The sequence below is a fragment of the Haloprofundus marisrubri genome (assembly GCF_001469955.1).
Lineage (GTDB): Archaea > Halobacteriota > Halobacteria > Halobacteriales > Haloferacaceae > Haloprofundus > Haloprofundus marisrubri.
Map to the genome: position 1 here is coordinate 606,374 of NZ_LOPU01000018.1, position 24,095 is coordinate 630,468.

The 24,095-nt window shown below is 65.6% G+C and carries 27 protein-coding genes; 17 read left to right on the plus strand and 10 right to left on the minus strand.

Going from position 1 to position 24,095, the window contains the following annotated elements:
- The first annotated feature begins 42 nt into the window (after window positions 1-42).
- Genes AUR64_RS08850 through AUR64_RS08860 form a run of 3 tightly spaced genes read left to right on the plus strand, consistent with a single transcriptional unit; the run spans window position 43 to window position 4,029 of the window.
- Window positions 43-1,674: an ABC transporter ATP-binding protein gene (locus tag AUR64_RS08850; RefSeq protein ID WP_058581553.1), complete on the plus strand. Its 1,632-nt coding sequence runs from the start codon at window positions 43-45 to the stop codon at window positions 1,672-1,674.
- Window positions 1,671-2,972, plus strand: coding sequence for an ABC transporter permease (locus AUR64_RS08855; RefSeq protein ID WP_058581554.1), 1,302 nt, complete (start codon window positions 1,671-1,673; stop codon window positions 2,970-2,972). Before AUR64_RS08850 ends, AUR64_RS08855 begins: the two co-directional genes overlap by 4 nt.
- Window positions 2,965-4,029: an ABC transporter permease gene (locus AUR64_RS08860; RefSeq protein WP_082230665.1), complete on the plus strand. Its 1,065-nt coding sequence runs from the start codon at window positions 2,965-2,967 to the stop codon at window positions 4,027-4,029. The genes AUR64_RS08855 and AUR64_RS08860 overlap by 8 nt, the downstream gene beginning before the upstream one ends.
- A gap of 44 nt (window positions 4,030-4,073) precedes the next feature.
- On the opposite strand, the gene AUR64_RS08865 is transcribed toward AUR64_RS08860, so the two are convergent.
- Together AUR64_RS08865 and AUR64_RS08870 are read right to left on the minus strand one after the other, a co-directional pair.
- Window positions 4,074-4,883, minus strand: coding sequence for an alpha/beta fold hydrolase (locus AUR64_RS08865; protein WP_058581555.1), 810 nt, complete (start codon window positions 4,881-4,883; stop codon window positions 4,074-4,076).
- The gene (locus AUR64_RS08870) at window positions 4,880-6,322 is read right to left on the minus strand and encodes an FAD-binding oxidoreductase (RefSeq protein ID WP_058581556.1); all 1,443 of its coding nucleotides are present in this window, start codon (window positions 6,320-6,322) and stop codon (window positions 4,880-4,882) included. Before AUR64_RS08870 ends, AUR64_RS08865 begins: the two co-directional genes overlap by 4 nt.
- A 199-nt stretch (window positions 6,323-6,521) precedes the next feature.
- Between AUR64_RS08870 and AUR64_RS08875 the strand changes: the two genes are divergently transcribed.
- Complete coding sequence (locus AUR64_RS08875; protein ID WP_058581557.1) at window positions 6,522-7,892, plus strand: geranylgeranyl reductase family protein; 1,371 nt, start codon at window positions 6,522-6,524, stop codon at window positions 7,890-7,892.
- A 196-nt stretch (window positions 7,893-8,088) separates the two neighbouring features.
- Entirely contained in the window at window positions 8,089-8,235 is a 147-nt protein-coding gene (locus AUR64_RS20915; RefSeq protein ID WP_169794662.1) for a hypothetical protein, read from the plus strand.
- A gap of 40 nt (window positions 8,236-8,275) precedes the next feature.
- Here AUR64_RS20915 and AUR64_RS08880 read toward each other — a convergent pair whose 3' ends face one another.
- On the minus strand, window positions 8,276-9,550 hold the full coding sequence (locus AUR64_RS08880; RefSeq protein ID WP_058581558.1) for an amidohydrolase: 1,275 nt from the start codon (window positions 9,548-9,550) through the stop codon (window positions 8,276-8,278).
- Between the two features lie 141 nt (window positions 9,551-9,691).
- Between AUR64_RS08880 and AUR64_RS08885 the strand changes: the two genes are divergently transcribed.
- Both AUR64_RS08885 and AUR64_RS08890 read left to right on the plus strand, forming a co-directional pair.
- Window positions 9,692-11,236 (plus strand): Na+/H+ antiporter NhaC family protein, encoded by a 1,545-nt coding sequence (locus AUR64_RS08885; RefSeq protein WP_058581559.1) that lies wholly within the window; start codon window positions 9,692-9,694, stop codon window positions 11,234-11,236.
- A complete protein-coding gene (locus AUR64_RS08890; protein WP_058581560.1) occupies window positions 11,233-11,607 on the plus strand; it encodes a DUF7513 family protein in 375 nt (124 codons plus the stop codon). The genes AUR64_RS08885 and AUR64_RS08890 overlap by 4 nt, the downstream gene beginning before the upstream one ends.
- An 80-nt stretch (window positions 11,608-11,687) precedes the next feature.
- Here the strand turns inward: AUR64_RS08890 and AUR64_RS08895 are convergent, their stop codons facing one another.
- Complete coding sequence (locus AUR64_RS08895; RefSeq protein WP_058581561.1) at window positions 11,688-12,020, minus strand: uS10/mL48 family ribosomal protein; 333 nt, start codon at window positions 12,018-12,020, stop codon at window positions 11,688-11,690.
- A 271-nt stretch (window positions 12,021-12,291) separates the two neighbouring features.
- Here AUR64_RS08895 and AUR64_RS08900 point away from each other — a divergent pair, with 271 nt between their 5' ends.
- Window positions 12,292-12,756: a bis(5'-nucleosyl)-tetraphosphatase gene (locus tag AUR64_RS08900; protein ID WP_058581869.1), complete on the plus strand. Its 465-nt coding sequence runs from the start codon at window positions 12,292-12,294 to the stop codon at window positions 12,754-12,756.
- Between the two features lie 76 nt (window positions 12,757-12,832).
- On the plus strand, window positions 12,833-13,846 hold the full coding sequence (locus AUR64_RS08905; RefSeq protein WP_058581562.1) for a DUF5787 family protein: 1,014 nt from the start codon (window positions 12,833-12,835) through the stop codon (window positions 13,844-13,846).
- A gap of 21 nt (window positions 13,847-13,867) precedes the next feature.
- On the opposite strand, the gene AUR64_RS08910 is transcribed toward AUR64_RS08905, so the two are convergent.
- On the minus strand, window positions 13,868-15,814 hold the full coding sequence (locus AUR64_RS08910; RefSeq protein WP_058581563.1) for a right-handed parallel beta-helix repeat-containing protein: 1,947 nt from the start codon (window positions 15,812-15,814) through the stop codon (window positions 13,868-13,870).
- A gap of 90 nt (window positions 15,815-15,904) precedes the next feature.
- The gene (locus tag AUR64_RS08915; RefSeq protein WP_058581564.1) at window positions 15,905-16,402 is read right to left on the minus strand and encodes a DUF5797 family protein; all 498 of its coding nucleotides are present in this window, start codon (window positions 16,400-16,402) and stop codon (window positions 15,905-15,907) included.
- Between the two features lie 118 nt (window positions 16,403-16,520).
- Between AUR64_RS08915 and AUR64_RS08920 the strand changes: the two genes are divergently transcribed.
- From AUR64_RS08920 to AUR64_RS08945, 6 genes are all read left to right on the plus strand, one after another.
- The gene (locus AUR64_RS08920) at window positions 16,521-17,384 is read left to right on the plus strand and encodes a hypothetical protein (protein ID WP_155120554.1); all 864 of its coding nucleotides are present in this window, start codon (window positions 16,521-16,523) and stop codon (window positions 17,382-17,384) included.
- Between the two features lie 85 nt (window positions 17,385-17,469).
- Window positions 17,470-18,243 carry an enoyl-CoA hydratase/isomerase family protein gene (locus AUR64_RS08925; RefSeq protein ID WP_058581566.1) on the plus strand — a complete coding sequence of 258 codons (774 nt, stop codon included), beginning with the start codon at window positions 17,470-17,472 and terminating at the stop codon, window positions 18,241-18,243.
- 89 nt (window positions 18,244-18,332) lie between these two features.
- Window positions 18,333-18,524 (plus strand): hypothetical protein, encoded by a 192-nt coding sequence (locus tag AUR64_RS08930; protein WP_058581567.1) that lies wholly within the window; start codon window positions 18,333-18,335, stop codon window positions 18,522-18,524.
- A 133-nt stretch (window positions 18,525-18,657) separates the two neighbouring features.
- Window positions 18,658-18,915, plus strand: a complete 258-nt coding sequence (locus AUR64_RS08935; RefSeq protein WP_058581568.1) for a DUF5789 family protein — start codon at window positions 18,658-18,660, stop codon at window positions 18,913-18,915.
- Between the two features lie 105 nt (window positions 18,916-19,020).
- On the plus strand, window positions 19,021-19,338 hold the full coding sequence (locus tag AUR64_RS08940) for a transcription factor S (protein WP_058581569.1): 318 nt from the start codon (window positions 19,021-19,023) through the stop codon (window positions 19,336-19,338).
- Window positions 19,339-19,341: 3 nt separating this feature from the next.
- Window positions 19,342-20,016: a hypothetical protein gene (locus AUR64_RS08945; protein ID WP_071391241.1), complete on the plus strand. Its 675-nt coding sequence runs from the start codon at window positions 19,342-19,344 to the stop codon at window positions 20,014-20,016.
- A gap of 30 nt (window positions 20,017-20,046) precedes the next feature.
- Here AUR64_RS08945 and AUR64_RS08950 read toward each other — a convergent pair whose 3' ends face one another.
- The 4 genes from AUR64_RS08950 to AUR64_RS08965 all read right to left on the minus strand — a co-directional run bounded on the left by AUR64_RS08950 (window position 20,047) and on the right by AUR64_RS08965 (window position 21,825).
- Window positions 20,047-20,385 (minus strand): hypothetical protein, encoded by a 339-nt coding sequence (locus AUR64_RS08950; RefSeq protein ID WP_071391242.1) that lies wholly within the window; start codon window positions 20,383-20,385, stop codon window positions 20,047-20,049.
- On the minus strand, window positions 20,382-20,600 hold the full coding sequence (locus AUR64_RS08955; protein WP_058581571.1) for a hypothetical protein: 219 nt from the start codon (window positions 20,598-20,600) through the stop codon (window positions 20,382-20,384). The genes AUR64_RS08950 and AUR64_RS08955 overlap by 4 nt, the downstream gene beginning before the upstream one ends.
- 110 nt (window positions 20,601-20,710) lie before the next feature.
- A complete protein-coding gene (locus AUR64_RS08960) occupies window positions 20,711-21,430 on the minus strand; it encodes a tRNA (adenine-N1)-methyltransferase (RefSeq protein ID WP_058581572.1) in 720 nt (239 codons plus the stop codon).
- Window positions 21,427-21,825 (minus strand): nascent polypeptide-associated complex protein, encoded by a 399-nt coding sequence (locus tag AUR64_RS08965; protein WP_058581573.1) that lies wholly within the window; start codon window positions 21,823-21,825, stop codon window positions 21,427-21,429. The genes AUR64_RS08960 and AUR64_RS08965 overlap by 4 nt, the downstream gene beginning before the upstream one ends.
- A 129-nt stretch (window positions 21,826-21,954) precedes the next feature.
- Between AUR64_RS08965 and AUR64_RS08970 the strand changes: the two genes are divergently transcribed.
- Window positions 21,955-23,244: an outer membrane protein assembly factor BamB family protein gene (locus AUR64_RS08970; RefSeq protein ID WP_058581574.1), complete on the plus strand. Its 1,290-nt coding sequence runs from the start codon at window positions 21,955-21,957 to the stop codon at window positions 23,242-23,244.
- Window positions 23,241-24,092 carry a hypothetical protein gene (locus AUR64_RS08975; RefSeq protein ID WP_058581575.1) on the plus strand — a complete coding sequence of 284 codons (852 nt, stop codon included), beginning with the start codon at window positions 23,241-23,243 and terminating at the stop codon, window positions 24,090-24,092. The genes AUR64_RS08970 and AUR64_RS08975 overlap by 4 nt, the downstream gene beginning before the upstream one ends.
- Window positions 24,093-24,095: the final 3 nt, after the last annotated feature.

The window sequence follows — 24,095 nt, forward strand, 5'->3', positions numbered from 1 at the left end:
CGAAACCACGCTCTTAAGCATACACTCAACAAGCCCATACCAATGGAACCGGCCGTCCATCTCGACGGAATCACCAAACGTTTCCCCGGCGTCGTCGCCAACGACGACGTCGACTTACTCGTCGAGCGGGGGTCGGTACACGCGCTCCTCGGCGAGAACGGCGCGGGGAAGACGACGTTGATGAACGTCCTCTACGGACTGTACGAACCGACCGAAGGCGACGTTTACGTCGACGGCGACGGACTCGCCGACGGCGACGACTCACCGCACCGTTACGCACAGCCACCGAAACGCTTCGACTCGCCGGCGGACGCCATCGACGCCGGCGTCGGCATGATTCACCAGCACTTCATGCTGGTCGACCCGATGAGCGTCACCGAGAACATCACTCTCGGTAACGAACCCCGGAAGTGGGGCGGGTTGGCCGTCGACAGCGCGCGTTCGCGAGACGAAGTCGTCGACCTCTGTGACCGCTACGGCTTCGACGTCGACCCCGACGCAGCAATCGAAGACGTGAGCGTCGGCGTCCAACAGCGCGTCGAGATTCTGAAGGCGCTGTACCGCGGCGCGGACATTCTCATTCTCGACGAACCGACGGCCGTGTTGACGCCGCAGGAGGTCGAAGACCTCTTCGCCGTCTTCGAGGAACTCACCGCACAGGGAAAGACCATCATCTTCATCAGCCACAAGCTGGGCGAGGCGATGCACGCCGCCGACGACATCACCGTTCTCCGCGACGGCAAGAACGTCGGCACCGTCGCCGCCGACGACGTGACCCGCGAGCAACTCGCGGAGATGATGGTCGGCCGCGAAGTGTTGGAGACCGTCGACAAACCGCCGGTCGAACGCGGCGAGTCCGTGCTCACCGTCGACCACGTCTCCGCGACGGACGAACGCGGCGTCGAAGCCGTCTCAGACGTCTCTTTCACCGTCCACGAGGGCGAGGTGTTCGGCATCGCCGGCGTCGACGGCAACGGCCAGTCCGAACTCATCGAAGCCATCACCGGCCTCCGCAAGCCCACCGCCGGAAGCGTCGCCTTCCAACGCGACGACATCACGAACTGGCCCCGCCAGCGCCGCATCGACGAAGGGATGGCGTACATCCCCGAAGACCGCCACGAACGCGGCCTCGTGATGGACTTCGACCTCACCGAGAACGGCTTGCTGGGCAGTCAACACACGCCACCGTTCGCCGAGAGCGGCCGCATCGAGTGGGACCGCGCTCGCACCCACGCACAGGACATCATCGACGAGTACGACGTTCGCCCGCCGAACCGCGACGCGAAGGCGTCGTCGTTTTCGGGCGGTAACCAACAGAAGTTCATCGTCGGCCGCGAGTTCGAACGCGACCCCTCGCTCGTCGTCGCCACCCACCCGACCCGCGGCGTCGACATCGGGTCGACGGAGTTCATCCACGACCGACTGCTCGACCTGCGCTCGAACGGGAAAGCCGTTCTTCTGGTCTCCTCGAAACTGGAGGAGGTCCAAGGACTCTCCGACCGCCTCGCGGTGATGCACGACGGCGAAATCATGGACGTCGTCGACCCCGAGACGGTGACAGAAGAGGAAATCGGCCTGCTGATGGCCGGCGAGCAGTTGCCCGAGGATTCGGCCGCACGGAGTCTCACGGAAGCCGGTGACCGAAGCGTCGCCGCCGGAGGTGAGAGCCAATGAGCGCCGGTGACTGGCGTGACCGCGGGCGGAGCGCGCTCGAACGACTCGTCCGCGCCTCCGCGTTCGAACGAGTACTCATCAGCACCGCGGCGCTCGTGCTCTCGATGTTCGTCGGCGTGCTCATCATCCTCGCGGCCGGTCGGATGACGACCTGTACGACGGCGGCGACGACCTTTTTCGGCGTCGGCTTCTGTTACGACCCGTTCGCCATCTACGACAGCCTCTTTTTGGGCGCGCTCGGCGACCCCATCAACCCGCTTTTCAAACCGCTGCAGGGTGAGTTCGCAGCGCCGTTCCGTCGGGGATGGACGCCGCTGAACAGCCAGATGGCCGTCACGCTACGTGAGACGACGATTCTCATCTTCACGGGTCTCGGCGTCGCCATCGCGTTCCGCGCGGGCATCTTCAACATCGGGATGCAGGGACAGTTGGTCGTCGGCGCGCTGGCGACGGCGCTCACCGTCCTGTGGACCTCGTCGCTCGTCTCGGGTCTCGTCGGCACGCTCGTACTCATCCCGTTCGGCCTCGCAGTCGGGGCGCTCGCAGGTGGGCTGTTCGGCGCGATTCCGGGCGCACTGAAAGCCTACGCGGACGCGAACGAGGTCATCACGACCATCATGCTGAACTTCGTGGCGACGAGCGTCGCGCTCTTTCTCGTCGCCAACCCGTTCAAGGACCCCGAGAGCCCGGCGAACGAGACGGTCGGTCTGCCCGACTTCGCCACCATTCCTTCTGTCCTGTACGAACCGCGCGACAACTTCTCGATTATCGCACTGGGCATCGCGCTGGCGCTCGTCGGCGCGTCGTACTACCTGCTCGAACACACGTCGTTCGGCTACGATATTCGAACCAGCGGGATTCAGCCGGAGGCCGCCGAGTACGGCGGCGTCGACGCCGCGCGGACCATCGTCTCCAGCATGACGCTGTCGGGCGCTATCGGCGGCGTCGGCGGTGCGATGTACGTGCTCATGATTCTCGGCAACTACCAGACCGGCGTCCCCTCGTACGGCTTCGACGGCATCACCGTCTCGATTCTCGCGGGCAACAACCCGCTCGGCGTCGGCTTCGCGGCGCTGCTGTTCGGCGTCCTCAAGAGCGGTTCCATCATCGTCGACGTGAGCACGGACGTGCCGCCGCAACTCGTCGGCGTGCTCCGAGGGCTCATCATCCTCTTCGTCGCCATGCCGGAGTTCTTCCGGATGATTGGCGCGAAGTTCGTCATCGAATCCGATGAGGGGCAGGCCGTCGCAACGGATGGGGGAGTCGTAGAAGACAACGGAGGTGGGTCCGATGAGTAACGCGACGCTGGAGCGAACCTCGGACCTCTCCACTCGCCGTCTCGCCGGTATCGCTGCGCTGGTCGCCGCCGCCGTCTTCGTACTCTGGGGCCTCGTCGCGCCCGCGTCGACGCCGGGGCGCATCCTCCGCGTCATGTTCACGAAGAGCGCGTTGTCGGCGACGCTTCGACTCTCGGTGCCCATCGCCTTTGCGGCGCTCGGCGGCATCTTCGCCGAGAAAAGCGGCGTCATCAACATCGGCCTCGAAGGCCTGCTCATCATCTCGGCGTTCACCGGCGTCTACGCGACGGACGTGACGGGCGACATCTGGCTGGGCCTCCTCATCGGCGTCGTCTCCAGCGTCCTGCTCGCGGCGCTGTTCGCCGTCGTCTGTATCGAGTTCCGCGCCGACCAGATTATCGCCGGCCTCGCGGTGTGGCTCATCGCGCTGGGACTCGCGCCCTTTGCCTCCCAGGTCATCTACGGCGGCCCGAACACGGCGAGCGTCGAGACGTTCAACACTATCACGATTCCCGGCCTCGCGGGCATCCCGTTCTTCGGGGCGCTGTTCGACGCGTCGCCGATGGTGTACCTGATGTTCGTCGCCACCGTCGCCTCGTGGTACACGCTGAACCGCACCTCGTTCGGTCGGTGGGTCATCGCCAGCGGTGAGAATCCGAAGGCGCTCGACACCGCGGGCGTCGACGTGACGCGCGTCCGCTACGCGGCGGTGCTCATCTCTGGACTGCTCGCGGGCATCGGCGGCGCGGCGCTGTCGCTCAGCCTCGGACAGTTCGTCGGAAACGGTCAGACGATGGTCAATGGAAAGGGGTTCATCGCCATCGTCGCCTACCTGTTCGGCAACTACAACCCGGTCGGCGCACTGCTGTCGACGTTCCTCTTCGCCGGCTTGGACGCGCTGCAACTGCGCCTACAGGCGGCAGCCATCATCGCCGTCCCGCAGTCGCTCGTGCGAACGATTCCGTACGTCGCGGTCATCGTCGTTCTGGCGCTGTTCGGCAAGACCAGACTCCCGGAGGCCGCGGGCGAACATTACGAGTCGGGCGAAGACCGGTAGTCGCCGTCGGAGACGGCGCTACCCCCTCCTGATTTTCTTTCGAGTTACTCCGGCGAGTCCAGCGACTCGAACACGGTTTCAACGAACAGGTCGGGAGCGGTCGTTATCGCCTCGTGGCCTTCGCCCGCGAACGTGGCGATGCGACTGTTCGGTAACGCTTTGTCGACGGTGGCGGTTGCGCGTTTCATGAACATCGGGCTCTCGCCGCCCGACAGCAGCAGTGTCGGGGCAGTGAACTCGGCGAACCGGTCGGCGTCGAAGCGGTACTCGTCGCATCCGCGGACTTCCCGTGGGGCCGTGTGTACCGCCCCGAGGCCAACCTCCCACCACGGGTCGGATTTCAGCAGTTCGACCTCCTCCGGCGACTCGCCGGCGACTTCGCGCAGGAACGTCGAGAGTGCCGCGTCGTGGTCGCCGTCGGCGAGCAGCGCTTCGACGCGAGCGACGCTCTCCTCGTCGGCGAGTCGCTCGCCCGGTTCGGGAATCGGCGGTTCGTAGAGAATCAGGCGTTCGAGGTTGTCGACGAGAAGTGCGGCTTCGAGTGCGCAGAGCGCGCCGAAGGAGTGTCCCATCAGGACGACCGGTTCGTCGATACGTTCGACTACGGCGGCGACGTCTTCGAACTCCCGTTCGAGCGCGTACTCCCCTGCGTCCCCGCTGTCGCCTCGCCCACGTCGGTCTACCGCGTACACGGTGAATCTCTCGGTGAGGTCCGAGAGTACCGGCCGCCAATCGGTACGGTCGCCGGCGGTTCCGTGCACGACGACGAGCGGCGGCCCCTCGCCGGTTCGCTCGTAGACGATTTCCGTTCCGTCGCTCGACTGCACGTCGTTTACTGTATCGGCGGCGTTCATCGAGCGTCTCCCGTCGGGGCGTCGGGAACGACGTTCTGGTTCAGTCGGAACACGTTCTCGGGGTCGTACTCGCGTTTTATCTCGACCAGTCGGTCGTAGTTGTCGCCGAACAGCGTCCGCGCGGGGTCCTCACCGAACCCGGGGAAGTTGCCGTACGCGCCCGAAGCGACGGGCATCTCTCGGAGTTCGGCGAGGCCGTTTTTCGCCCACTGGACGTTTTCGTCGTCGGCGTCGGGGTCTTCCCAGTTCGCCTCGAACGTAACCATAAACGGCGCGTCACGGTGATAAAACGCCGTCTCTTCTGGTTCGACGTCCGAGATAGCCCCGCCGAGATGCCAGATGTCGACCGTCGACAGCGGCGACAGACGTTCTTCACCGTATCGGACGAGGAGGTCGACGACGTCGTCGGTGAGTTCGGTCACGTAACTGGATTTCCAGTAGTAGCGGAGACCGTCCGGGTAGTCCTCGTCGAGCATCGACTGGAGGTCGGTGTACGCCATCTCGCCGCTGAAGTCGACGACCGGTTCGGCGACGGTTCGCAGCGCCTCGAACTCCGCTTCGGCGTCTTCGGCCGACCCGTCGTAACAGCCGAGGAGGGCGACGACTGGTTCGCCCCACGCCTCCTCCGGGAACTCGTCGAGTTCGGGCACCGTCGCGTAAAAGGGGAGCACGGTGCCCTTCCGGGAGGCGTCGGCGGAGTACTCGCGGAACGCTTCGAGCGCCGCCGTCGCGTCGTCGCCGTGGAACCAGACGAAGAGTCCGAACACCTCTGGACCGACCGCGTGGAGTTCGTACTCGAACGACGTGACGACGCCGAAGTTGCCGCCGCCGCCGCGAATCGCCCAGAAGAGGTCCGGGTTCTCCGAGTCGCTGGCGGTCAGCACCGACCCGTCGGCGGTGACGACTTCGGCCGAGGTGAGGTTGTCAAGCGAGAGGCCGTACTCGCGTCGGAGGTGGCCGACGCCGCCGTTGAGCGTGAGGCCGGCGATACCCGTCTCGGAGACGACGCCGAGCGCCGTTGCGAGGCCGAACAACTGTGTCTCGCGGTCGACGTCGCCGAGCGTCGCCCCGCCCTGTGCGCGGACTCGCCGCGCGTCGGGGTCGACGTACACGCCGTTCATCGCCGAGAGGTCTAGCATCACCCCGTCGTCGCAGACGGCGTGCCCCGAGACGTTGTGGCCGCCGCCGTGAACCGCGAGCGGGAGGTCGTGTTCGCGGGCGAAGCGCACCGCGGCGACGACGTCGGCCGTCCCCGAGCACTGAGCGACGACCGCCGGGTGCTTGTCTATCATCCCGTTCCAGATGTGCCGTGCAGTCTCGTACTCCTCGTCGTCCGGGAGGAGCACCTCGCCGTGAAAGCCCTCTGTGAACTCGTCGAGGGCCGCAGACGCGAGCGTCGACTGTTCGTCGTCGGTCGGTGGTCGTCCTTGCGAAGCCATGACAAGAAAACTACGACTCCGGAGGGAATAATCGCGTATTCGGGGTCGGTGTGTATGTCGTTTCGTCGGTGAGGTGACTCAAGTGAACACGAGACAGTAGCGCACTGACGAAACTCAACCCGAGAACGTATACTGTCGCCACTCAAAGGACAGGTTTGGGAATAAAGAGTTTTGCTCCCGCCTGCGAGAGTCACGAACAATGACCACGCACGAGTACGACGTCGTCGTCGTCGGCGCGGGGACTTCCGGGTGCTACGCCGCCGCGACAGCGTCGAACGCCGGACTCGACGTCGCTATCGTCGAGCGAAAAGACGAGGAGGAAGCGGGACACATCGCCTGCGGCGACGCGCTGAAAGGTGCGGACGCGTTCCCCGAGTCGATTCCGAAAGAACAGATTCAGCCCGCGTTCACCAACACGGGCGTCGACCACGGCCGCTTCGAGATTCCGAGTCACGATACGGTGCTCGAAATCCCAGTGCCGGGCGAACTCGCGGTCATCGACCGCTGGGAGTACGGCCGCCTGCTCATCGAGGGTGCCGAAAACGCCGGCGTCGACTTCCACTACGACACCGTCGTCCAGGACGTGACGCAGGACGTAGACGGCATCGTCACGGGCGTCCGCGGCAAACACAAAGGCGACGTCGTCGAATACGACGCCGACGTGACTATCGACGGCGCGGGGTCGCTGTCGCTGTTGCAGGACAAAGTCGACTTCTCGGGGACGACGTTCGACACGAACGTTCGCTACTCGCAGTTCTGTTCGGCGTACCGCGAAATCGTCGAAGTCGACGAACCCGTCGAGTGGGACGACGCGCTGGTGTTCAAGCCGACCAAGCGCGCGGCGGGCTACCTCTGGTACTTCCCGCGCACGTCGACGACCATCAACGCCGGCCTCGGCTTCCAGATGAACGAACAGCCGATGAAGCTCGTCGAGGACCTCAAGCAGGACCTCCGCGCACGCCCCGAGTTCGAGAACGCGACGGTCACCGACAAACTCGGTGCGGCGCTTCCCACCCGACGACCGTACGACTCCGCGACTGCACCGGGCTTCATCGCCGCCGGCGACGCCGCGGGCCACGTGAACCCGACGACGGGCGGCGGAATTGCGGGTGCGGCGTACGCCGGCAAGTACGCCGCCGAACAGGCCGTCCGCGCCATCGAGGCGGGCGATGTCGGCGAGGAGAACCTCTGGCACTACAACGAGCGCGTGATGGACCACTTCGGGGGCCGCTACGCCGGTCTCGACGTGTACAACATCCTCTCGACGGCCGTCGACGTCGACGAACTGATGGGGCTTCTGGCGGCGCTGCCCGGCGAGAAACTCGCCGAGGCGCTGTACTCCGGCAAGACCTCGATGAGTCCGCTCGTGATGGCGCAGACGGCGGTCAAAAGCGCCAGCTACTGGCGGCAAATCAAGAACTTCTACGAGACGAAGCGACTCGCCGAGAAACTGATGAACCACTACGACCGCTACCCGACGCGGCCGAGTGCGTTGGCGGGGTGGCAGACCCACCGCGACGACCTGATGGACCGAATCTACGAGACGACGGGCGCGGAAGCGAAGTACTGACGCACCTTTTTGCTGCGGAGGGTGCGCTTCGCGCACCCCCACTTGCAAAAATCTGCACCAAAAAGGCCGCTCGCTCGTTTCACTCGCTCGCGGTACAGAGTACGAGTGGCTACCGCAGACCGCACCGGAACCGCATCCGACCCCGTCCGCGACGACCCGCCCCCAGCACTATCCCGCTCGGCGTTGTTTCTCACCTATGAGCTATCGAACGACTATCGGCTGGTCGATTTTCTCGTCAGGCGTGTTCACGCTGCTGATGGTACTGGTTCTCCCCGGAGACTCGTTTTACTGGGGCATCGGACTGACGATTCTCGGCTTGCTCACGCTGCTTATCAGGCGGTGAGCGGCGAACTCCGAAGCTCGAGAAAAGTCGGACGAGTCGTCTACGGGCGCGTCGCGGCGATTTCGAGAATCGAGTCGGTCAGCACCTCGATACCCAGACTCAGGTCGTCTTCGTTCACGTCGAACGTTCGGGTGTGGTGGCCGCCGGGGTGGTCGGTGCCGACGCCGATGTAGGCTGCCTTGCCGCCGTTGTCCTGGACTTTCTGCATGAGGAACGTCGCGTCCTCGCTGCCGCCGAGGGCGTCGCGTTCGACGAGCGACCACACTCCGTCGTTGTTTCCTGCAACGGCCGAGACGATGTCGACGAGCGCATCGTCGCTTCTCGCGCTGGGCGCTTCGCCCTCCGTCGACAGCGAAACCTCACAGCCGTGCATCTCCGCGGCAGACTCCATCACGCGGTAGGCCTTCTCCTGCATGTACTCCATGAGTTCGGTCGTCTCGCCGCGCACCTCGCCGTCGATAAAGGACTCCTCGGGAATGATGTTCGTCGCGGTGCCGCCGCCGACCAACCCGGCGTTGATTCGCGTCGCGCCGTCGGCGTGGCGGGGAATCGCGTAGAGGTTCTGAATCGCGGCGGCCATCGCCTGCACCGCGTTGTCGCCCTCTTCGGGGCGTGCGCCGGCGTGGGCGGGGTGACCGGTGAACTCCGCGCGGAAGTGGTGCACGGCCAGAAAACCGTCGATGCCCGCGACGATTTCGCCCGAGGGGTGGTCGAGGCCGATGTGAGCCGCGAGCAGGTAGTCCACGTCGTCGAGGTGGCCGCTCTCGGCCATCGGGCCGCCGCCGGAGACGATTTCCTCGCTTGGCTGGAAGAACACCTTGAACGTTCCTTCGAAGTCGCTTGCGATGACCGAGTCGAGAACGCCGAGGCCGATAGTCGCGTGCGCGTCGTGCCCGCAAGCGTGCATGAACCCCTCGTTTTCGGAGCGGAACTCACCCGAGACCGGCGCGTGGTCGTCCTCGTCGGCTTCGGTGATGGGAAGCGCGTCGATGTCGACGCGGAGGGCGACGGTCGGTCCCTCACCCTTCTCGACGACGGCGACGGCGCCGGTGTAGCCGCCTTCCAGTTTTTCGAGAACGTCCGCGCGCGCGCCGGCGTCGCGGGCCCGCTCGAACCACTCGTCGAGTTCCGCGTCGTCGGGGACGCCCGGTCGGTCGTCGGCGAGTACCTCCGGACCGACGTACAGTCCGTCGATGTCGCGCGTCTCCAGTTCGTCGACGATGCGGGCGGTGGTGTAGAACTCGCGCCACGCCGGTTCCGGGTGTCGGTGCAGGTCACGGCGGAACTCGACGTAGTCGAACTCGCTTTCGCTCATGTCGCGGTGGATGGGAGGCGTTCACATAAAGCCGGAGAAAAGGGCAATCGGAGAGGGCCGTCGCCGAACGGACAGGTCCGCTGATTCACAGTTTGTCGAGACGTATCGCTTATTTGTCCGGCCCGAGTCAACAGAACTGATATGAGTCGTGCGGAACTCGGCGACGACTCCGAGGCCCCGCCGCTGCGTTTCCGCGGCGGCCCCCTTGCGAGCACCGTCCCGATTGCATTCTTCATCGTATGGGCTATCGTACAGAGCGGGCTCTTCGGCATCGGCGACACGACAGGACTCGTCGCGGGGATGCTTCTGGGCCTCATCGTCGGGATGCTGTTCGTCAAAGGCGACTGGAAGAACTACGCGAACGCGCTGTTCGCGGGGATGACCCAGAAAGTCGCCGTCACCGCCATCGTCGCGTGGCTGTGGGCCGGGATGTTCGCCGAGACGATTCAGGTCGGCCAGTTCGTCTCCGGACTCGTCTGGGCGGCCGACACGCTCAACGTCGGCGCGGCGCTGTTCCCGGCACTGACGTTCCTGCTCGCGGCAGTGCTGGCGACGGGCATCGGGACGGGCTACGGCACGGCTATCGCCTTCACCGGCCTCGTCTTCCCCGCCGGCGTACTTCTCGGCGCGGACCCCGTGTTGATGTTCGGGGCGATTCTCTCGGGGGCGGTGTTCGGCGACAATCTCGCGCCTGTCAGCGACACGACTATCGTCAGCGCCGTCACGCAGAACGCCGACATCGGCGGCGTCGTCGCCTCCCGATTCAAGTACGCGCTGGTCGCCGCCGTCTTCGCGTTCGCGGCGTATCTCGTCGCGGGTAACGCGATGGCGGGCGACCCGCTCTCGGTCGGTGCAACCGTCATCGAGGACGCGACGGCGCTCGGACTCGTCCACCTGCTCTCTATCGCCATCGTCATCGTGACGGCCGTCTCGGGGCGTCACATCGTCGAAGCAGTCTCGTGGGGCCTCATCGTCGCAGTCGTGCTCAACCTCGCACTCGGTCTCGCGCCCGCCAGCGCGATGCTCGTGTTCAACGCACCTGCGTCGTCGGGCATCGCCACTGCGGCGGCGGACGCGCCGGTCATCGGTGCCATCGTCGAGACCGTTCCCGCGAGCGCCGACGCCGACCCCTCCGTCGGCGGGAGCATCTACGCCGGTGCGTCGGGTTTCTTCCCGCTCATCGTCCTCGTGTTGCTCATCGTCGCGGGCGCGAAAGTGCTCCAGCGCGGCGGCGGGTTCGAGGCGATTCAGGACGTGCTGTTGAACCGCGTCGCCACCACCGTTCGGCGCTCGGAACTGACGATGGTGCTCGGCACGGCGCTGGTCAACGCGATGATTACCATCAACACCGCCGCCGAAATCGCCATCGCGCCGTACGTCTCGACGCTCGGCCGCCGGTTCAACATCAACGGCTACCGGCGCGCGAACATTCTGGACGCGAACACCTCGGCGCTCGGCTACATCTTCCCGTGGGGCGGCGGCGTGCTCGCGGGTTACTCGGTGATGCTCGGCCTGCCCGACCAGTACGAGTGGTTCACTCAGGCGATGCTCGTCAACCCCGCCGCCGTCTGGCCGTACGTCTTCCACGGCTGGTTCCTCGTCGGCGTGTTCGTCCTCGCGGCGATAACCGGCTACGGCCGCGAGTACGTTCCTGACCGCGTCTCCGAGGAGGTGAGTCGCGTATGAGCGACCGTCAGTCCGAGCAGGGCACGTCCGCCAACGAGAAGCGAAACAGCGGCGGCGTCCTCGGAAAACTGTTCGCCGGGTGGACGTTCCGGACGAGCACGCCCTCCTACGACGTCGGCGACGAACTGGTCGCGTACGTCACCGGCGTCGATGGTGCGGGGCCGCGCGTCCGCGTCGGCGACACGGTGTTGCGACTCACCGGCGTCGACGACTTCTCCGGCGTCGACGGCATCAGTTCGAGCGGCGTCGATTCTCCGGCGGACCTGCTCGACCGGAAAGTCCGTCTCCGCGTCGACTCCTTCGACAAAAACTCGTACGAGGGAACTGCCGAACTGCTGGCGGTACTCGACGAGTCGGCTGCGGGACTGTAAAAACGAGTTCGAGTTGGCTGGCCGCCGAGAACGGGTCGGTTCGGCCCGGGTTGAGTCGCCCCGACTTGGGTCGAGCCGAATCAGTTCTGCCGGTGGCCGAGCGGTTTCTTCTGTTCGATTTCGAGTTCGACGTGAACGCTGTCGGGGAACGAGCGCTCGGCGACGCTGCGAGCGATTTGGTCCGCGCCGTGGATTTCGAGACGGCGCGTGTACACCGTGTACGACCACGACGAGAACTCCCGGCCGCGTTCGAGAGTCCGGTACTGCGGAACGCTCAGTCGTTCCGGCGGCGAGGAGTGCGGGCCCTTACACTCCGCACCTTTCCGTTCGAGCAGTTGTTTGAGGTCCGTCACCACGTCGTCGAGCACGGCTCTATCGCCGCTTTCGAAGGTGAGTTTGGTTACAAAAGTCATGAGCTGGGGGGTTACTCTCTCTTTCACACGCGGAGCGGTAAAAACGCATCTACAGCGTCCGGCGCACGTGAGAGTCACGCACGCCGCCGGTCCCCACGGCGTCGGTCCCATGGGAGACACGTCCGGAAGCAGCGAAAGCGACGGGGCCGACCCGACCCACTCATAAAGGCCGGTACGTTTCCGCAGAAATCGACTCACCGAGGGTCACGTGTGCGACGCTGTGCCGACTCCTCCGATATTCTCTTAACATGGGATGGTCTACGTGGGTGCAATGACGGTCGAAGCGGTCAGTGCTGGAGCCATCCTCTTCCGCGACACCCGCGGCCGACGGGAGTATCTGCTCCTGAAGAGCCGACCCGGGGACTGGGAGTTCCCGAAAGGCGGGGTTGAAGGGGATGAGGAACTCCAGCAGACAGCAATCAGAGAGATAGGAGAAGAGGCCGGTATCGACGATTTCCGCCTCGTCGACGGGTTCCGCAAAGAGTACGACTACGTCTTCGAGGCCGGTGGCAAGACCATCCACAAGACAGTCCACCTGTTCATCGCGCGCTCGTTCGAGGCCAGCGCCGAACTGTCGAGCGAACACCGCGACCTGCAGTGGCGCGACTACGAACAGGCCATCAACACCATCACCCAGGACGGCCCGCGAGACATCCTCGAAGAGGCACACGAGTACCTCAACGAACTCGTGGCGGAGAACGGCGAAGACGAACCCGAGCGGAGGTATCTCGCGTAAGCCGTCCGAGACGAGAACTTCGGCGTTTTCACGGCGCGACCGTAACACGAATAGCGGCCGCGCTCGCACTCTGTCTGTGAGCTATCCGGCCGATTCGGAGTTCGTCTTCGAGCTTCTGACCTGCCGGTGGGCCGAACGCGCGTGGCCGCCCGAGAGCGAGCGAGAGTCGGCGCTCGTCGTCGCCCGGCAACTCGGCACGAAGAAGCGACGCTGGGACACCGTCGTCGTCGAAGCCGACCCCGAGGCGCTCGCCGCGCGCGCGGCGTTCGGCGACGACGAACTCGATTCTGACCTCCTTCATATCGTCCGCCACGCGCCCGCCGACTGGGCGTGGTACCGCGACGCGCTCCCCCATCCGGGGTATCCGTGGCGGTACGTTCTCGCGGCGATTCACCGCGCCGCCGCCCGCGGCGTCGTCGAAAAACGCCGAACGGGACGACGCATCGAGATTCGTCGCGTCGCACCGTATCCCGACTGGGTTCGCCGCATCGTCGCCGTCGAGAACAAACCCGACTTGGACGCCAGCGCCGCCCGCGCGCTCTCGGGACAACTCGAACACGACGTGGAGACGGCGCTGGCCGACGAGGTCTGGTTGGCGACGGCCGCGACGGGGAACACTGTCGAACCCGCACTCCTCGAAAACATCCCTGTCGACGTGGGAATCCTCGCACTGGATTTCTCCGATGGCGTCGTTTCCGACGCGGGCGACGTGGCGTGGTATCCGAGTTCGTTGTCGTCGGATGCGAAAGAGGGAGAATCCGAAGCGGACACCGACCGCACCGAAACGCGTCTACGACTCGCCGAACGCGCGTACGGCCGCGGCTGGCGGTCGTACCACGAGACGATGCGCCCGGACTGTCGTCACTTCGAACTCCGACGGGAAGGCGATGCGCTGCTCCCGTGGTGTGCGGCGAAAGAGTGCCACCAGACCGCTGCGGAGTGTTCGGGGTCCTGTGATTGCTTCCAACCCGAACCGCCACAGTGGCGGACGAACGGCTGGCCAATCGAGGGCGGACCGGGGAAGGGAATCAAGCGACTGCTCGCTCAGCGGCGTGAGCACGTCCGCAAGCGCTCGCCTCCGGACACCTGAGCGTCGCCATCTCGAAACATCTCAGGCGGGGTCGTCGTCGATTCGGCCGAACGCGTGCCACGTCCCGGGGTCGCCGCCTTCGACGCAGACCCATCCCATCGGCCCGCCGGCCGAGGGGTTAGCATTCTTCACCCGACTGCCGGCGTCGAACCGTCCCTCTGTCGGCGGTGCGCCGCCGGGAAAGGTCAGCGTCACGTCCGCACAGTCGCCGTCGACGTGGACGTCGGCGTGCGGTAGTTGTCCTTCGACGTCCGTCGACCCCGAGAGCACCGTCGCCCGCTCGAAGCCGTCGGCGTCGTTGTCGCGGAAGCGAAGTTCCTCGCAGTCGCGGAGGTAGTAGCCGACTGTCGTCGTCTCGTCACCGTCGTCGTCTTTGCTGTCTCCAGTTCCGTCTCTTCGGCTATCGCCGACCACGTCGGTATCCCGGAAGAACACGCGTCGAACGCCGACGAGTTCGACGCCGCGGGCGACGTGGCGACAGTCGTTGCCGTCGAGTCGATGGTCGAAGCCGCCGCGGAGACGAACCCCACAGCGTGAGCGGTCGCTGCCTTCGAGCGTGTTGCCCGCGACCCGGACTCTGGTCGTCGGCGTCGGCTCCGAAACGGCGAGAACGCCGACCTCGAAGTCGAACAGTTCGTTCGCCGAAATCGCCACCGCGCGGCCGCCCCGGACGACGAAGCCGACGCCGGCGACGTTCCGACAGACGTTGTCGGTGACCGTGACGCCGTCACCGCGTTCGACGACGACGCCCGCCGGTTCGTGGACCGGTCGGTCCCCCAGTAGCCCGTCTTCGCGGCCCTCAGCCTGACCCTCTCGTCGACGCTCGCCGACTCCCACGTCGTAGACGTAGTTGTCGGCGACTTCGCCCGAGGCGCGGCGGAGCGCGATACCCGCGCCGCCGACGCGTTCGATGGTGTTGTCGGAGACGCTGACGCCTTCGGCGACGCTTCTCTCGACTTCCGTGGTCGCCTTACCTGCGGTGGCCACCTCACCGTCGACGCCGTGCCCGCCGGGGTGGACGGTGATGCCGTCGCCGCCGTGGTTTCGGACGCTGTTGTTCTCGACGGAGATGTTGCGGTAGCGACCGTCGAGGCGGATACCGGTCGAGGTGTCGGTTCCCTCGACGATGTTGTCGGTGACGCGCACGTCGTGCCAGTCGGTGCCGTCGTCGCCGAGAATGCCGACGTCGGTACAGCGGCGAATCTTGTTGCCGTCGACCGAGAGGTCGTGGCCGCCGCTGCGGTGGAGGTGGACGCCGCGCGCGCAGTCTTCGGCGACGTTGCGGACGATGGCGACGTTCTCGTTGGCCGAGCCGTCGACGACGGCGTTCTCCGCGGGGCCGTCGGACGGGGCGACGACGAGGCCGCCGGATTCGGTAAGGTTGTCCGCCTGATACGCGGCCGACCGCAGACCGACGGCGTAGCAGTTGCGCACGAGCACGTCTTTCGCGCCCGCGACATCGACGAGATGCCAGCGGAGGCCATCGCCACGACAACCACGGACGGTGACGTCCTCGGCGTGGGCGACGCCGATACCGTTTCCCTTCGCAGGGTCGGCCGTGGTAACGGTCAGTCCGTCGATAACGACGTGTCTCACCCGCTGGCCGCCGCCGTAGCTTCGCGGGACGAGCGCCGTCGCGTCGGGGTCCGGCGGGTCGAACCGGAGTGTCGCACCGGGGCCGCCGAGAATCAGGTTCGACCCGTACAGAAGCGAGTGCGTGTGGCGATACGTCCCCGGCGGGAGATGTACCTCGCCGCCGCCGCGTTCGGCGACTGCGTCGAGTGCGGCCTGTATCGCCGGGCCATCGTCGGCGTCGCCGTCACCGACTGCGCCGAACGCCCTCACGTCGACGAATGCGTCGTCGATTCGATTTTTCTCGCCGTCGAGCGGACTATCTACGAGCGAGTCGTCGGCGGACGAATCGGCGTCATCGCTCCCGCTGTCGGGAGACTCGTCGTCGCCACCCATGCGCCCGAGTAGCAGACGACCGATAGAGAGCGTTTCGGCGGGAACGGTCGTCGAGTCGCCACCGGAGTGGGGGATGTTCGTTCAGGGCGCTCAGACGACTTCGACGTCGACGTCGTCGCGTTCGACCGAGAGTTTGAACGTCGGCACCGTCCGGTAGATGACTTCGACGACGCCCTTCCGTTTGAGGCTCTGTAGCGCCCGGCGAACGTCGGCGGCCTCGGGGTCGATGTCGAAGCGCTCGCGGAGTTTGTTCAGGACGCTAACGACGCTCTCGGAGCGCTCGTCGGGACCGGCGACGACCTGAAACACCCGTGATTCGAGTTCGGGAACGCGAAGGACGCTCGGCGCGCCTTCCTCGCTCTCGTCGTCGACCGGCGGTTCGATACCGAGCATCTCCGCGGCCTCCGTCGTCGCGCGGATGAGGCTGTTCTCGTCGCGGTAGTAGTAGTCCTTGAGCGTGCCTTCGAGGTAGCTGTGGACCTCGCTGCCGCTTTCGAGCCCCCAACGGTCCTGTAGTTCCTTGTTCTTCGTCGGTTGGAGGTTGACCACGTCCGCCAACCGCTCTTTGTCCTCGTCCGAGAGGGTCATTGTCGGGGTGTTCGAGGAGGGAGGATATCGGTGTTCTGGAGTGTCGCCGAGGTCGTGGGTTGTGATGACGTACCGCGGTTCCGAACCGTTCATCTCCTCTTCTCGTGTTGTTGCCGACGTGAGTCTCCGCTTCGAACCCTCCCACCACGTCGTCGACCGCGGCCTCGCCGAGACCGACGGCGATTCGACGCTGGTCGTCGACAACGCCGTCGCAGCAGTCGCTCTCGACTTCGGCGACGAGTTCCGGGTACGCGGGTCGCCGACTTTTCTGGCCGAAAACGACCCCGTTGCGGCCGACGCGCTCACGTCGCTCTCGCGTGTCGACGAGGAGAGAAAGAGACGACTCGACGGCGGCGAGGAGTGGGACGGTTCGCTTCCGACCGACAGAGAAACCGTCGAGCGACTACTCGATTTCGAGCGCCGGTTCGCGGCCGACACCGACGCGTGGGTCGCACGTCTCCACGGCATCGACGAGTTCGCCGTCTTCGGTGATGGCGACCCGCTGTATCGCTCCATCCCGCACGAGACGTTTATCCGCGAGCTAGACGACGCGACGACGGGATTCGTCGACGCCGCGACCGACGCCGTTTCGGAACTTCGCGGCGTCGCCGTGTTGCCAGTCGACCCGCTCGTGACGTGGACCGCAGCGGAGACTGGCTACGAACTGAACGCGGAGATACTTCGAATCGCCGTCGACGCCGACAGCAGCGACCACGACGGCCACGAGACGTGGCGTTGGTTCGGCCTCTCGGACCTCGTCTACGTCCGGACGGTTCCCGAACGTGACGAACTCGCACTCCAGTGGCGTGAGGCGAACGGCACCTCGCTTCTCGAACGCGGCAAGCGGCGGTTCACCCGCCTGTTCCGCGGCGACCCGCCGACGCGGCTTTCGGTTCCCGAGACGACGCTCGACCCCGTGACCGAAACGTTCGTGCAGTTGCGCGAGTCGCTCGACTACGAGTACCGGGTCGACGCCGAGTAGCGCTCTGCGTGGTTTCGACGGCGTCGCTCGCTGCCGTATCGGCCGCGGGGCGAACGATTAACCCGAGTCGGGATGACCGTCAGGTATGTCGGACACCGTACTCCTCGACATCGACGGCGACGACGTCGCAACCATCACCGTCAACCGACCGGACCGACTGAACGCGCTCAACGTCGAGACGCTCGAAGCGCTCGAAGACGCCCTCGACGAGGCGGAGTCGGCGGACGCGCGCGTCGTCGTCCTCACCGGCGCGGGCGAGAAAGCGTTCGTCGCCGGGGCGGACATCTCCTACATGCAGGAACTCTCGGTGCCCGAGGCGCAGGCGTACGCCGAACTCGGCCACCGCGTCGCCGAACGCCTCGAAACGTTTCCTGCACCGGTCATCGCCGCTATCAACGGCTACGCGTTCGGCGGCGGTTGCGAACTCGCACTGGCGTGTGACCTCCGTGTCGCCTCCGAACGCGCCGTCATCGGACAGACCGAAATCGACCTCGGCATCACGCCCGGATGGGGCGGGAGTCAACGCCTGCCGCGTCTCGTCGGCGACGAAATCGCTCGCCGGATGATTTACTTCGGTGACCGAGTCGACGCCACCGACGCTCACGAACACGGACTCGTCGGTGAAGTCGTCGCCCACAGCGAACTCGACGACGTCGTCTCCAGTCACGCCGCGGAACTGGCTGCCAAACCGAAGTTCGCGCTCCAAACTGCCAAAGAGACCATCAACGCCGTCCACGAGGAACCGCAGGCCGCGGGTCTCGTCTACGAACGCCGCGCGTGGAGCGGCCTGTTCGGCACCCACGACCAGCGCGAGGGAATGGCGGCGTTTCTCGACAAACGCGACCCCGATTTCGAATGACTGTCTTCTAGATTAGTCATTCTCTAAGACCCGAATTTCTGCCTTTTAGTACGTTCATAACAATGTTATACAGTTCCTTCGGGAGAGTCATGAATCCGTTCACGGCCATCTTCGAGCGATTCACCGATGGGGGCGGTGAGAGCGGTGTGGGACCGTTCGAATGCCGGGGGTGTGGGCAAGCGTATCCGGTCGAGTACCACGTCTGTCCGACCTGTGGTGGCTACTCCGTCGAGAGCGAGTACGACCCGGTTACGAGTTACAAAGACGAGACTACCGGCTGACGGTGTACGAAGCGAACAGTCCAAACAGTCGAGACGGAGAGCGTGAACTGTAGCGCCGTGTTGGCTTTGGCTCAGGGAGATGGTCACGGGGACTGACACTGAAGCTATGTGTTCCCGAACCGAGATACTACGTATGAGTGAGACGGTGAAACTGAGCCGAGTCGACTCTGCGCTCGAACGACTGACCTATCCGGTTGCCCGTGACGAGGCCGCCGACGCGTACGCCGACACGACGCTGACGTTCGCCGACGGACAGGCGAACCTCGGCGAACTCGTCTCCGAGACCCACAGCGAGACGTACCGTAGTTCCGAGGAACTCTCCGAGGAGTTGTACAACGTCCTCCCTGTGGAGGCGCTCGGCGAACCGGGCCAGTCCGACGGCGACGCCTGAGCGTCCGCCGACCACTGGAAGTCGAGCGAGAACACGAACCGCCGTCGGGCGGTTTCGAGGTCGAATCCCGACGTTTAAGTAGCCGAGTACGCTGATATCACGTCTATGGAGTTCTGCGACGAATGCGGTTCGATGATGCAGACGCAAGGCGACAAGTGGGTCTGCACCAAGTGCGACCACGAGAAACTGCGCGACGAAGCCAAAGAGAAAGCGATGGTGACGACGCAGGCCCAAGAGGAGTCCGAGGTAATCGAGTCCGAAGGCGGCACGAGCGGACTGCCGACGACGACGACACAGTGTCCGAACTGCGACAACGACACCGCCTACTGGTACATGCAGCAGATTCGCTCGGCCGACGAGTCCGAGACACGGTTTTTCGTCTGTACCGAGTGCGAACACAAGTGGCGCGAAGACGACCACTGAGCGATGCGGGTGCCACCCCCGTCGGTCTCCGAGAGCCGACTCCGCGGGTGGCAACAGGTCGAATCGAGCGTCGAACGCCCCTTCGACGCCGGCATCCTCCGGGTAACCGCACACACCGCCGTCTACGAACGTAACGTCCTCCGTGCTGCTGACGCTGCCGCCGACACTGCCGACGACAGCCACGTCGCTGATGCCGCCGACGACGCCGACCGGACGGCGGCCCCCCGAATCCGGCGCTTCTTCGTGGCGAGTCGCCTCCAACTCACGCCTCGTCCGCCGGCCTCGCGGGCGCTGTGGCGTCTCGTCGCCGACCGGTCGATGGCAGGATTCGAGACCGAACTCCGCGAGCGTGGTTTTCTCGCCGTCGACAGAGTCGACGAGCGACGCTTCGACGTTCGAGGGACGGAAGCACGACTCGCGCGGTACGACGCTCGCTCGCGGGTCGACGGCGTCGTCGTCTCCGTGCAGGGGTGGCTGGCCGTCTGGCCGGCAGGCGAACCCGGCGAGTTTCTCCTCGCCGGTGGCGCGTATCCGACCGGCGTCAACGAGTCGGCAACTGACGACGAAGCAACGACTCAGAACCGCGAGGAGACGAAGACGGCAGCGTCGCTCTCGGAGGCGTTCGACCCGAAGCGATTCAGAACGGAGTTGTTCGCGTTGATTCGGGCGACCCGCTGAGCGACTAACCGCGGGTCGCCGCGAACGGAGTTAGCCACGGAGCAGCGCCAACGCCGCGCCACCGAGCGAGAGGCGCGCGGGTGCGACACCCAACGCCCGAGAGAGGTATCCCGGTCGGAGACCCGGCCCCAAGCGGGCGACGCTCACACCGTCGACTCGGATGTCGACGGTCACGTCCGCGGCGCGGACGTTCTCGCCGAACTGTTCTGTTGGGAGCTGTTTCGTGCCGCGGAGCAGCGCGAGCGCGCCGCTAAGTGTAGGAGCGTCGACGACCACCAACTCGCCGAACCCGGCGACACGAACGTCTTCACCCTCGACTGTCAGCGTCAGTTCGGCCGTGACGTCCAGTGGGCGACGCGTGTCGGTCACTCGTCCGGTTCGCGGGTGCTGATGCGGAGCGTCCCGTCGAGTCGCCAGTGGGCGTGGTCGGCGTCCTCTCCCGTCTTACTCGGTACGTCGACTTCCATCTCCTCGAACTCGTACGTAATCTCGGCACCGCGTCCGGTCAACCGCTCGTAGAGACCGAGAGCGAGTTCGGGCCACGTGCGCGTCTCGTCGATATCTGACATCTCGTCCGTGCTCATGTTGCAACTCTTGTAAGTGCGCTGTGGACTTAGTGGTTCTGTGGGCGAAAAGAGAACAGAAAATTAGTCGCACCGAGCCGGTGCGGCCGCGTCGGTTCGGCGGTTCGCCGCTACTCGTTGCGAGCGAACGTGAGGTAGCCGGTGTGGCCGACGCCCGCCGTCGACGGACGCGACCCTCGGTCGCCGAAGTCCATCTCGCGCTGGATGGTTTCGAGCGTCTCGACGTCCGAGAGACCGACTTCTCTCGCGGTCCGGACGGTTTCGTGGGAGTTCTCGACGAACGGCGAGTAGACGGCCAGAAAGCCGCCGGAGACGAGTAGGTCCGGCGCACGAGCGACGACTTCGGGCGCGTCGCCGGTGTCGAGCGTCAGGAGGTCGAACCCCGACAGGTCGTCGAGTTCTTCGGTCAGGTCGCCCGTCCGTACATCCACGTTATCGGAGACGCCCGCGAGGTCCATGTTCTCGCGGGCGACGTCGGCAAACTCGGGGTCGCGCTCGAACGTCGTGACTTCCGCGCCGAGACGCGCGAGGTACGCCGAGAGCACGCCCGTGCCCGTGCCGGCGTCCAACACTCGGTCGCCGGCGGCCGCGCCGGTGTGGCCGACGATGAGGCCCACGTCGCGGGGCATCATCGGTGCGCCGGTGCGCTCGAAGTGGTTGAACAGGTCGGGGCCGCGCGGCGCGCGAACGACGAACTCCTCGCCGAGATGTGTCTCCAGTACGTCGCCCGGCGAGACGTCTTCGGGAACGTCGAGCACGCCGAGGTCCGTCTGCAGTTCGTCGCCGGGGGCGCGGAGATACTCCCGGCCGCCGTGGACGAGGAGTATCACTCGAAGCGCGAAATCGCCGCGGCGAGGTCGCCGTTCTCGGCTTCGAGCGCCTCTCGGGCCTCGTCTTCGCTCACGCCGGCGCGCATGGCGACGATTTCGACGTCCGAGTCGGGAATCTCCTCGTCGCCGCCGGCGTCGCTCGCCGACGAGTCGGCGTCCGTCGCACTCTCTGCGTCGCTACCTGCGCCGAGTGCGCGGGATTCGGGTTCGCCGACGATTTGGTAGGTCTGCTGGCCCTGTGCGTCCATCTGCGTGACCTGTGCGTTGCTGAAGACGAGTTCCTCGTCTCCGGTTCTGATGATGACCTCGTCGGCATCGATTTCGGAGACGTCGATGCCCATCTGCTTCATCATCTGCTTCATCTTCCGTGGGTTCATACCGCCGCCACCAAACATACCCGGAGCGTCGTGGCGGGCGGCCAAAAGCGTGGCGAACGTCGGCGAGAACGCGGGGACTGCGCGCCGAGCGCGGACGGTGCTGTCTCGACAGCAACAGTTTTGAGCGTCGACTCGTTCGCTTCCGCTATGGTCCCCGACACGCCCTCCCGTCGAGGCTACCTCAGCGCGCTCGGTGCGGCCGGAATCGCCGCTGTCGGCGTGAGAAGCGCCGGTGGTGTGGACGACGGCGCGGCCGCCAGAGGAAACAGTTCGCTCACTGACTGGCCGATGCCGCGGTACGACGCCGCCGGAACCGGGTACGTCCCCCACGCTCGCGGTCCCGGCGAGACGGTGGAGTCGGTGTGGAAACACGACCCTGAGGACCTCTCGAGTACGTTCTCGCCGCCGATTTTCGCCGACGACCGACTGTACCTCGTCAGCAACTCGGTGGCTGCGCTCGACGCGTTCGACGGGGAGACGCTGTTCACCTACGACGGTAGTTCACAGTCCAACCCCGCTATCGTGCCCGTCGACGCCTACACGAGTGACACACTCGCACTCGCTGGAGCAGAGGGTCTAATCGGATTGAACGCCGACGGCGGCCACTCAGTTCTCGGCCGCCGGTTCGGTATGCGGCGGTGGCGACAGAACGGAGAGAGTCCCGACTCATTCATCCTCGGACCGCCGACGATATCGCCGCCCGTCGCCGTCGGTTCGACGCTGTACTGGGCGGATTCGAGAACCGACATTCTCTACGCCGTCGACGCCAGCAGCGGCCGAACCTACTGGGAGCGTGAACTCGGCCGCGAGAACTACGGCGGCGAACCCGGCCGGCCGGCGTACCTCGACGGAATCGTCTACGTGTCGTACTACGCGAACGGCGCGGCCGCGTTCGACGCCGAAACCGGCGAGATGCTGTGGGAGACGGAGGTGACAGACCAACTCGTGCTCCCGGTCACTGCCACGGAGGAGGCGATTCTCGTTCCGGGACGGGAGGGCGTCACCGCGCTCGACCCCGAAAACGGCGACGAACGGTGGCGCTTCGACCACGGCGGCAACCAGACCGAGGGCGCGGTGGCGGTGGCCGACGTTTCGGCCGGTGACGATTCGAGTGGAAAGACGGTGTACGTCGTCGGGAGAGTCTACGACGACGACCCCGACACACCGAACAGTCGTCTCTATGCTGTCGACGTCGAAACCGGGGAGCAGCAGTGGTCCGCCCCCGGCGACTGGCGGGAGAAAGCGCCCGTCGTCGGCGACGACGTCGTGTACGCCACCGAGTTCGACACTATCGCGGCGTTCGACGCCGAAACAGGTGAACTGTTCTGGCGCTTCGAGGTCGACAGTCCGCTGTCGACGCCCATCGTCAGCGGCGGGATGCTGTTCTGTACGTCGTTCGAGACGGTCCAGGCACTCGGTCCGGGGGGAGCGAGATGAGCGACCGAACGGCGCTGCTGGGGTCGGAGTTCGGCGAAGAAGAACGAGAACTGTCGGTGTGGTCGACGCTGTGGACCGCGGTGTCTCGTATCCGGCGCGACCCCGGACTGGTCGTCCCGTTCTTCTTCGCCGGCGTCGTCGTCACGATAGTCGACTATCTCCGCCTGCGTGACTCGGTTCCCGTCAGCGTCGTCGACCGGATGGGCGGGGGCGGCATCGACATCACGTATCTCATCTATCCGACTGGCAGCCGAACGACGACGACGCCGTTCGGGGCACTGGTCGACCTCACGGTGGCACCGCTTCTCACTACTGTCGGCCTCGAACTGACGGCGTTTCTCGCCGTCGGCGTCGCCGGGTGGCTGACGCTGTCGCGCGCGCTGGGTAACCGCACGAAGAGCGCTCGACTGTTCCCGTATCTCGGACTGCTCGCGCTCCTCCACGTCGCATTTCGACTGCTCGGCCTCGTCGGGACCATCGGCGGTCCGGTAGGGTTGTTGCTGTTCGTCGGGACGCTCGCGGTGTTCGTCCGCGTGTTCCTCGTTCCCGTCCTCGTCGTCGCCGGCGACGACATCTCGGCGGCGTTCGGTCGGAGTGCCCGTCTCACGCGCGGTTACCGCTGGACGGTGTTCGGCCTCGTTCTCGTGGTCGGTCTCGGAACGTTCGCGCTGGGCAGCGTCTCTCTCGTCGGACCGCTGCTCAGTGCGACGCTCGTCGCACCCGTTCACGCGGTAGCGTTGGTCGTCGTCGCCGAGCGAATCGAGAAGGCCGAAGGGACCGAAAGAGCCGAGCGTACGAACCAGCCGGAGCGAACCGACCGACGCGCCGGGTTCCGCTCGGACACCTAACTT

Bases quoted from the DNA above. Each gene is read 5' to 3' on its own strand.
- AUR64_RS08855 (WP_058581554.1), top strand. From the start codon at position 1,671: ATGAGCGCCGGTGACTGGCGTGACCGCGGGCGGAGCGCGCTCGAACGA.
- AUR64_RS08880 (WP_058581558.1), bottom strand. From the start codon at position 9,550: ATGAGCGAAAGCGAGTTCGACTACGTCGAGTTCCGCCGTGACCTGCAC.
- AUR64_RS08970 (WP_058581574.1), top strand. From the start codon at position 21,955: ATGGTCCCCGACACGCCCTCCCGTCGAGGCTACCTCAGCGCGCTCGGT.
- AUR64_RS08895 (WP_058581561.1), bottom strand. From the start codon at position 12,020: ATGACTTTTGTAACCAAACTCACCTTCGAAAGCGGCGATAGAGCCGTG.
- AUR64_RS08870 (WP_058581556.1), bottom strand. From the start codon at position 6,322: ATGGCTTCGCAAGGACGACCACCGACCGACGACGAACAGTCGACGCTC.
- AUR64_RS08975 (WP_058581575.1), top strand. From the start codon at position 23,241: ATGAGCGACCGAACGGCGCTGCTGGGGTCGGAGTTCGGCGAAGAAGAA.
- AUR64_RS08965 (WP_058581573.1), bottom strand. From the start codon at position 21,825: ATGTTTGGTGGCGGCGGTATGAACCCACGGAAGATGAAGCAGATGATG.
- AUR64_RS08900 (WP_058581869.1), top strand. From the start codon at position 12,292: ATGACGGTCGAAGCGGTCAGTGCTGGAGCCATCCTCTTCCGCGACACC.
- AUR64_RS08940 (WP_058581569.1), top strand. From the start codon at position 19,021: ATGGAGTTCTGCGACGAATGCGGTTCGATGATGCAGACGCAAGGCGAC.
- AUR64_RS08850 (WP_058581553.1), top strand. From the start codon at position 43: ATGGAACCGGCCGTCCATCTCGACGGAATCACCAAACGTTTCCCCGGC.
- AUR64_RS08955 (WP_058581571.1), bottom strand. From the start codon at position 20,600: ATGAGCACGGACGAGATGTCAGATATCGACGAGACGCGCACGTGGCCC.
- AUR64_RS08945 (WP_071391241.1), top strand. From the start codon at position 19,342: ATGCGGGTGCCACCCCCGTCGGTCTCCGAGAGCCGACTCCGCGGGTGG.
- AUR64_RS08915 (WP_058581564.1), bottom strand. From the start codon at position 16,402: ATGACCCTCTCGGACGAGGACAAAGAGCGGTTGGCGGACGTGGTCAAC.
- AUR64_RS08890 (WP_058581560.1), top strand. From the start codon at position 11,233: ATGAGCGACCGTCAGTCCGAGCAGGGCACGTCCGCCAACGAGAAGCGA.
- AUR64_RS08930 (WP_058581567.1), top strand. From the start codon at position 18,333: ATGAATCCGTTCACGGCCATCTTCGAGCGATTCACCGATGGGGGCGGT.
- AUR64_RS08925 (WP_058581566.1), top strand. From the start codon at position 17,470: ATGTCGGACACCGTACTCCTCGACATCGACGGCGACGACGTCGCAACC.
- AUR64_RS08875 (WP_058581557.1), top strand. From the start codon at position 6,522: ATGACCACGCACGAGTACGACGTCGTCGTCGTCGGCGCGGGGACTTCC.
- AUR64_RS08935 (WP_058581568.1), top strand. From the start codon at position 18,658: ATGAGTGAGACGGTGAAACTGAGCCGAGTCGACTCTGCGCTCGAACGA.
- AUR64_RS08910 (WP_058581563.1), bottom strand. From the start codon at position 15,814: ATGGGTGGCGACGACGAGTCTCCCGACAGCGGGAGCGATGACGCCGAT.
- AUR64_RS08885 (WP_058581559.1), top strand. From the start codon at position 9,692: ATGAGTCGTGCGGAACTCGGCGACGACTCCGAGGCCCCGCCGCTGCGT.
- AUR64_RS20915 (WP_169794662.1), top strand. From the start codon at position 8,089: ATGAGCTATCGAACGACTATCGGCTGGTCGATTTTCTCGTCAGGCGTG.
- AUR64_RS08865 (WP_058581555.1), bottom strand. From the start codon at position 4,883: ATGAACGCCGCCGATACAGTAAACGACGTGCAGTCGAGCGACGGAACG.
- AUR64_RS08860 (WP_082230665.1), top strand. From the start codon at position 2,965: ATGAGTAACGCGACGCTGGAGCGAACCTCGGACCTCTCCACTCGCCGT.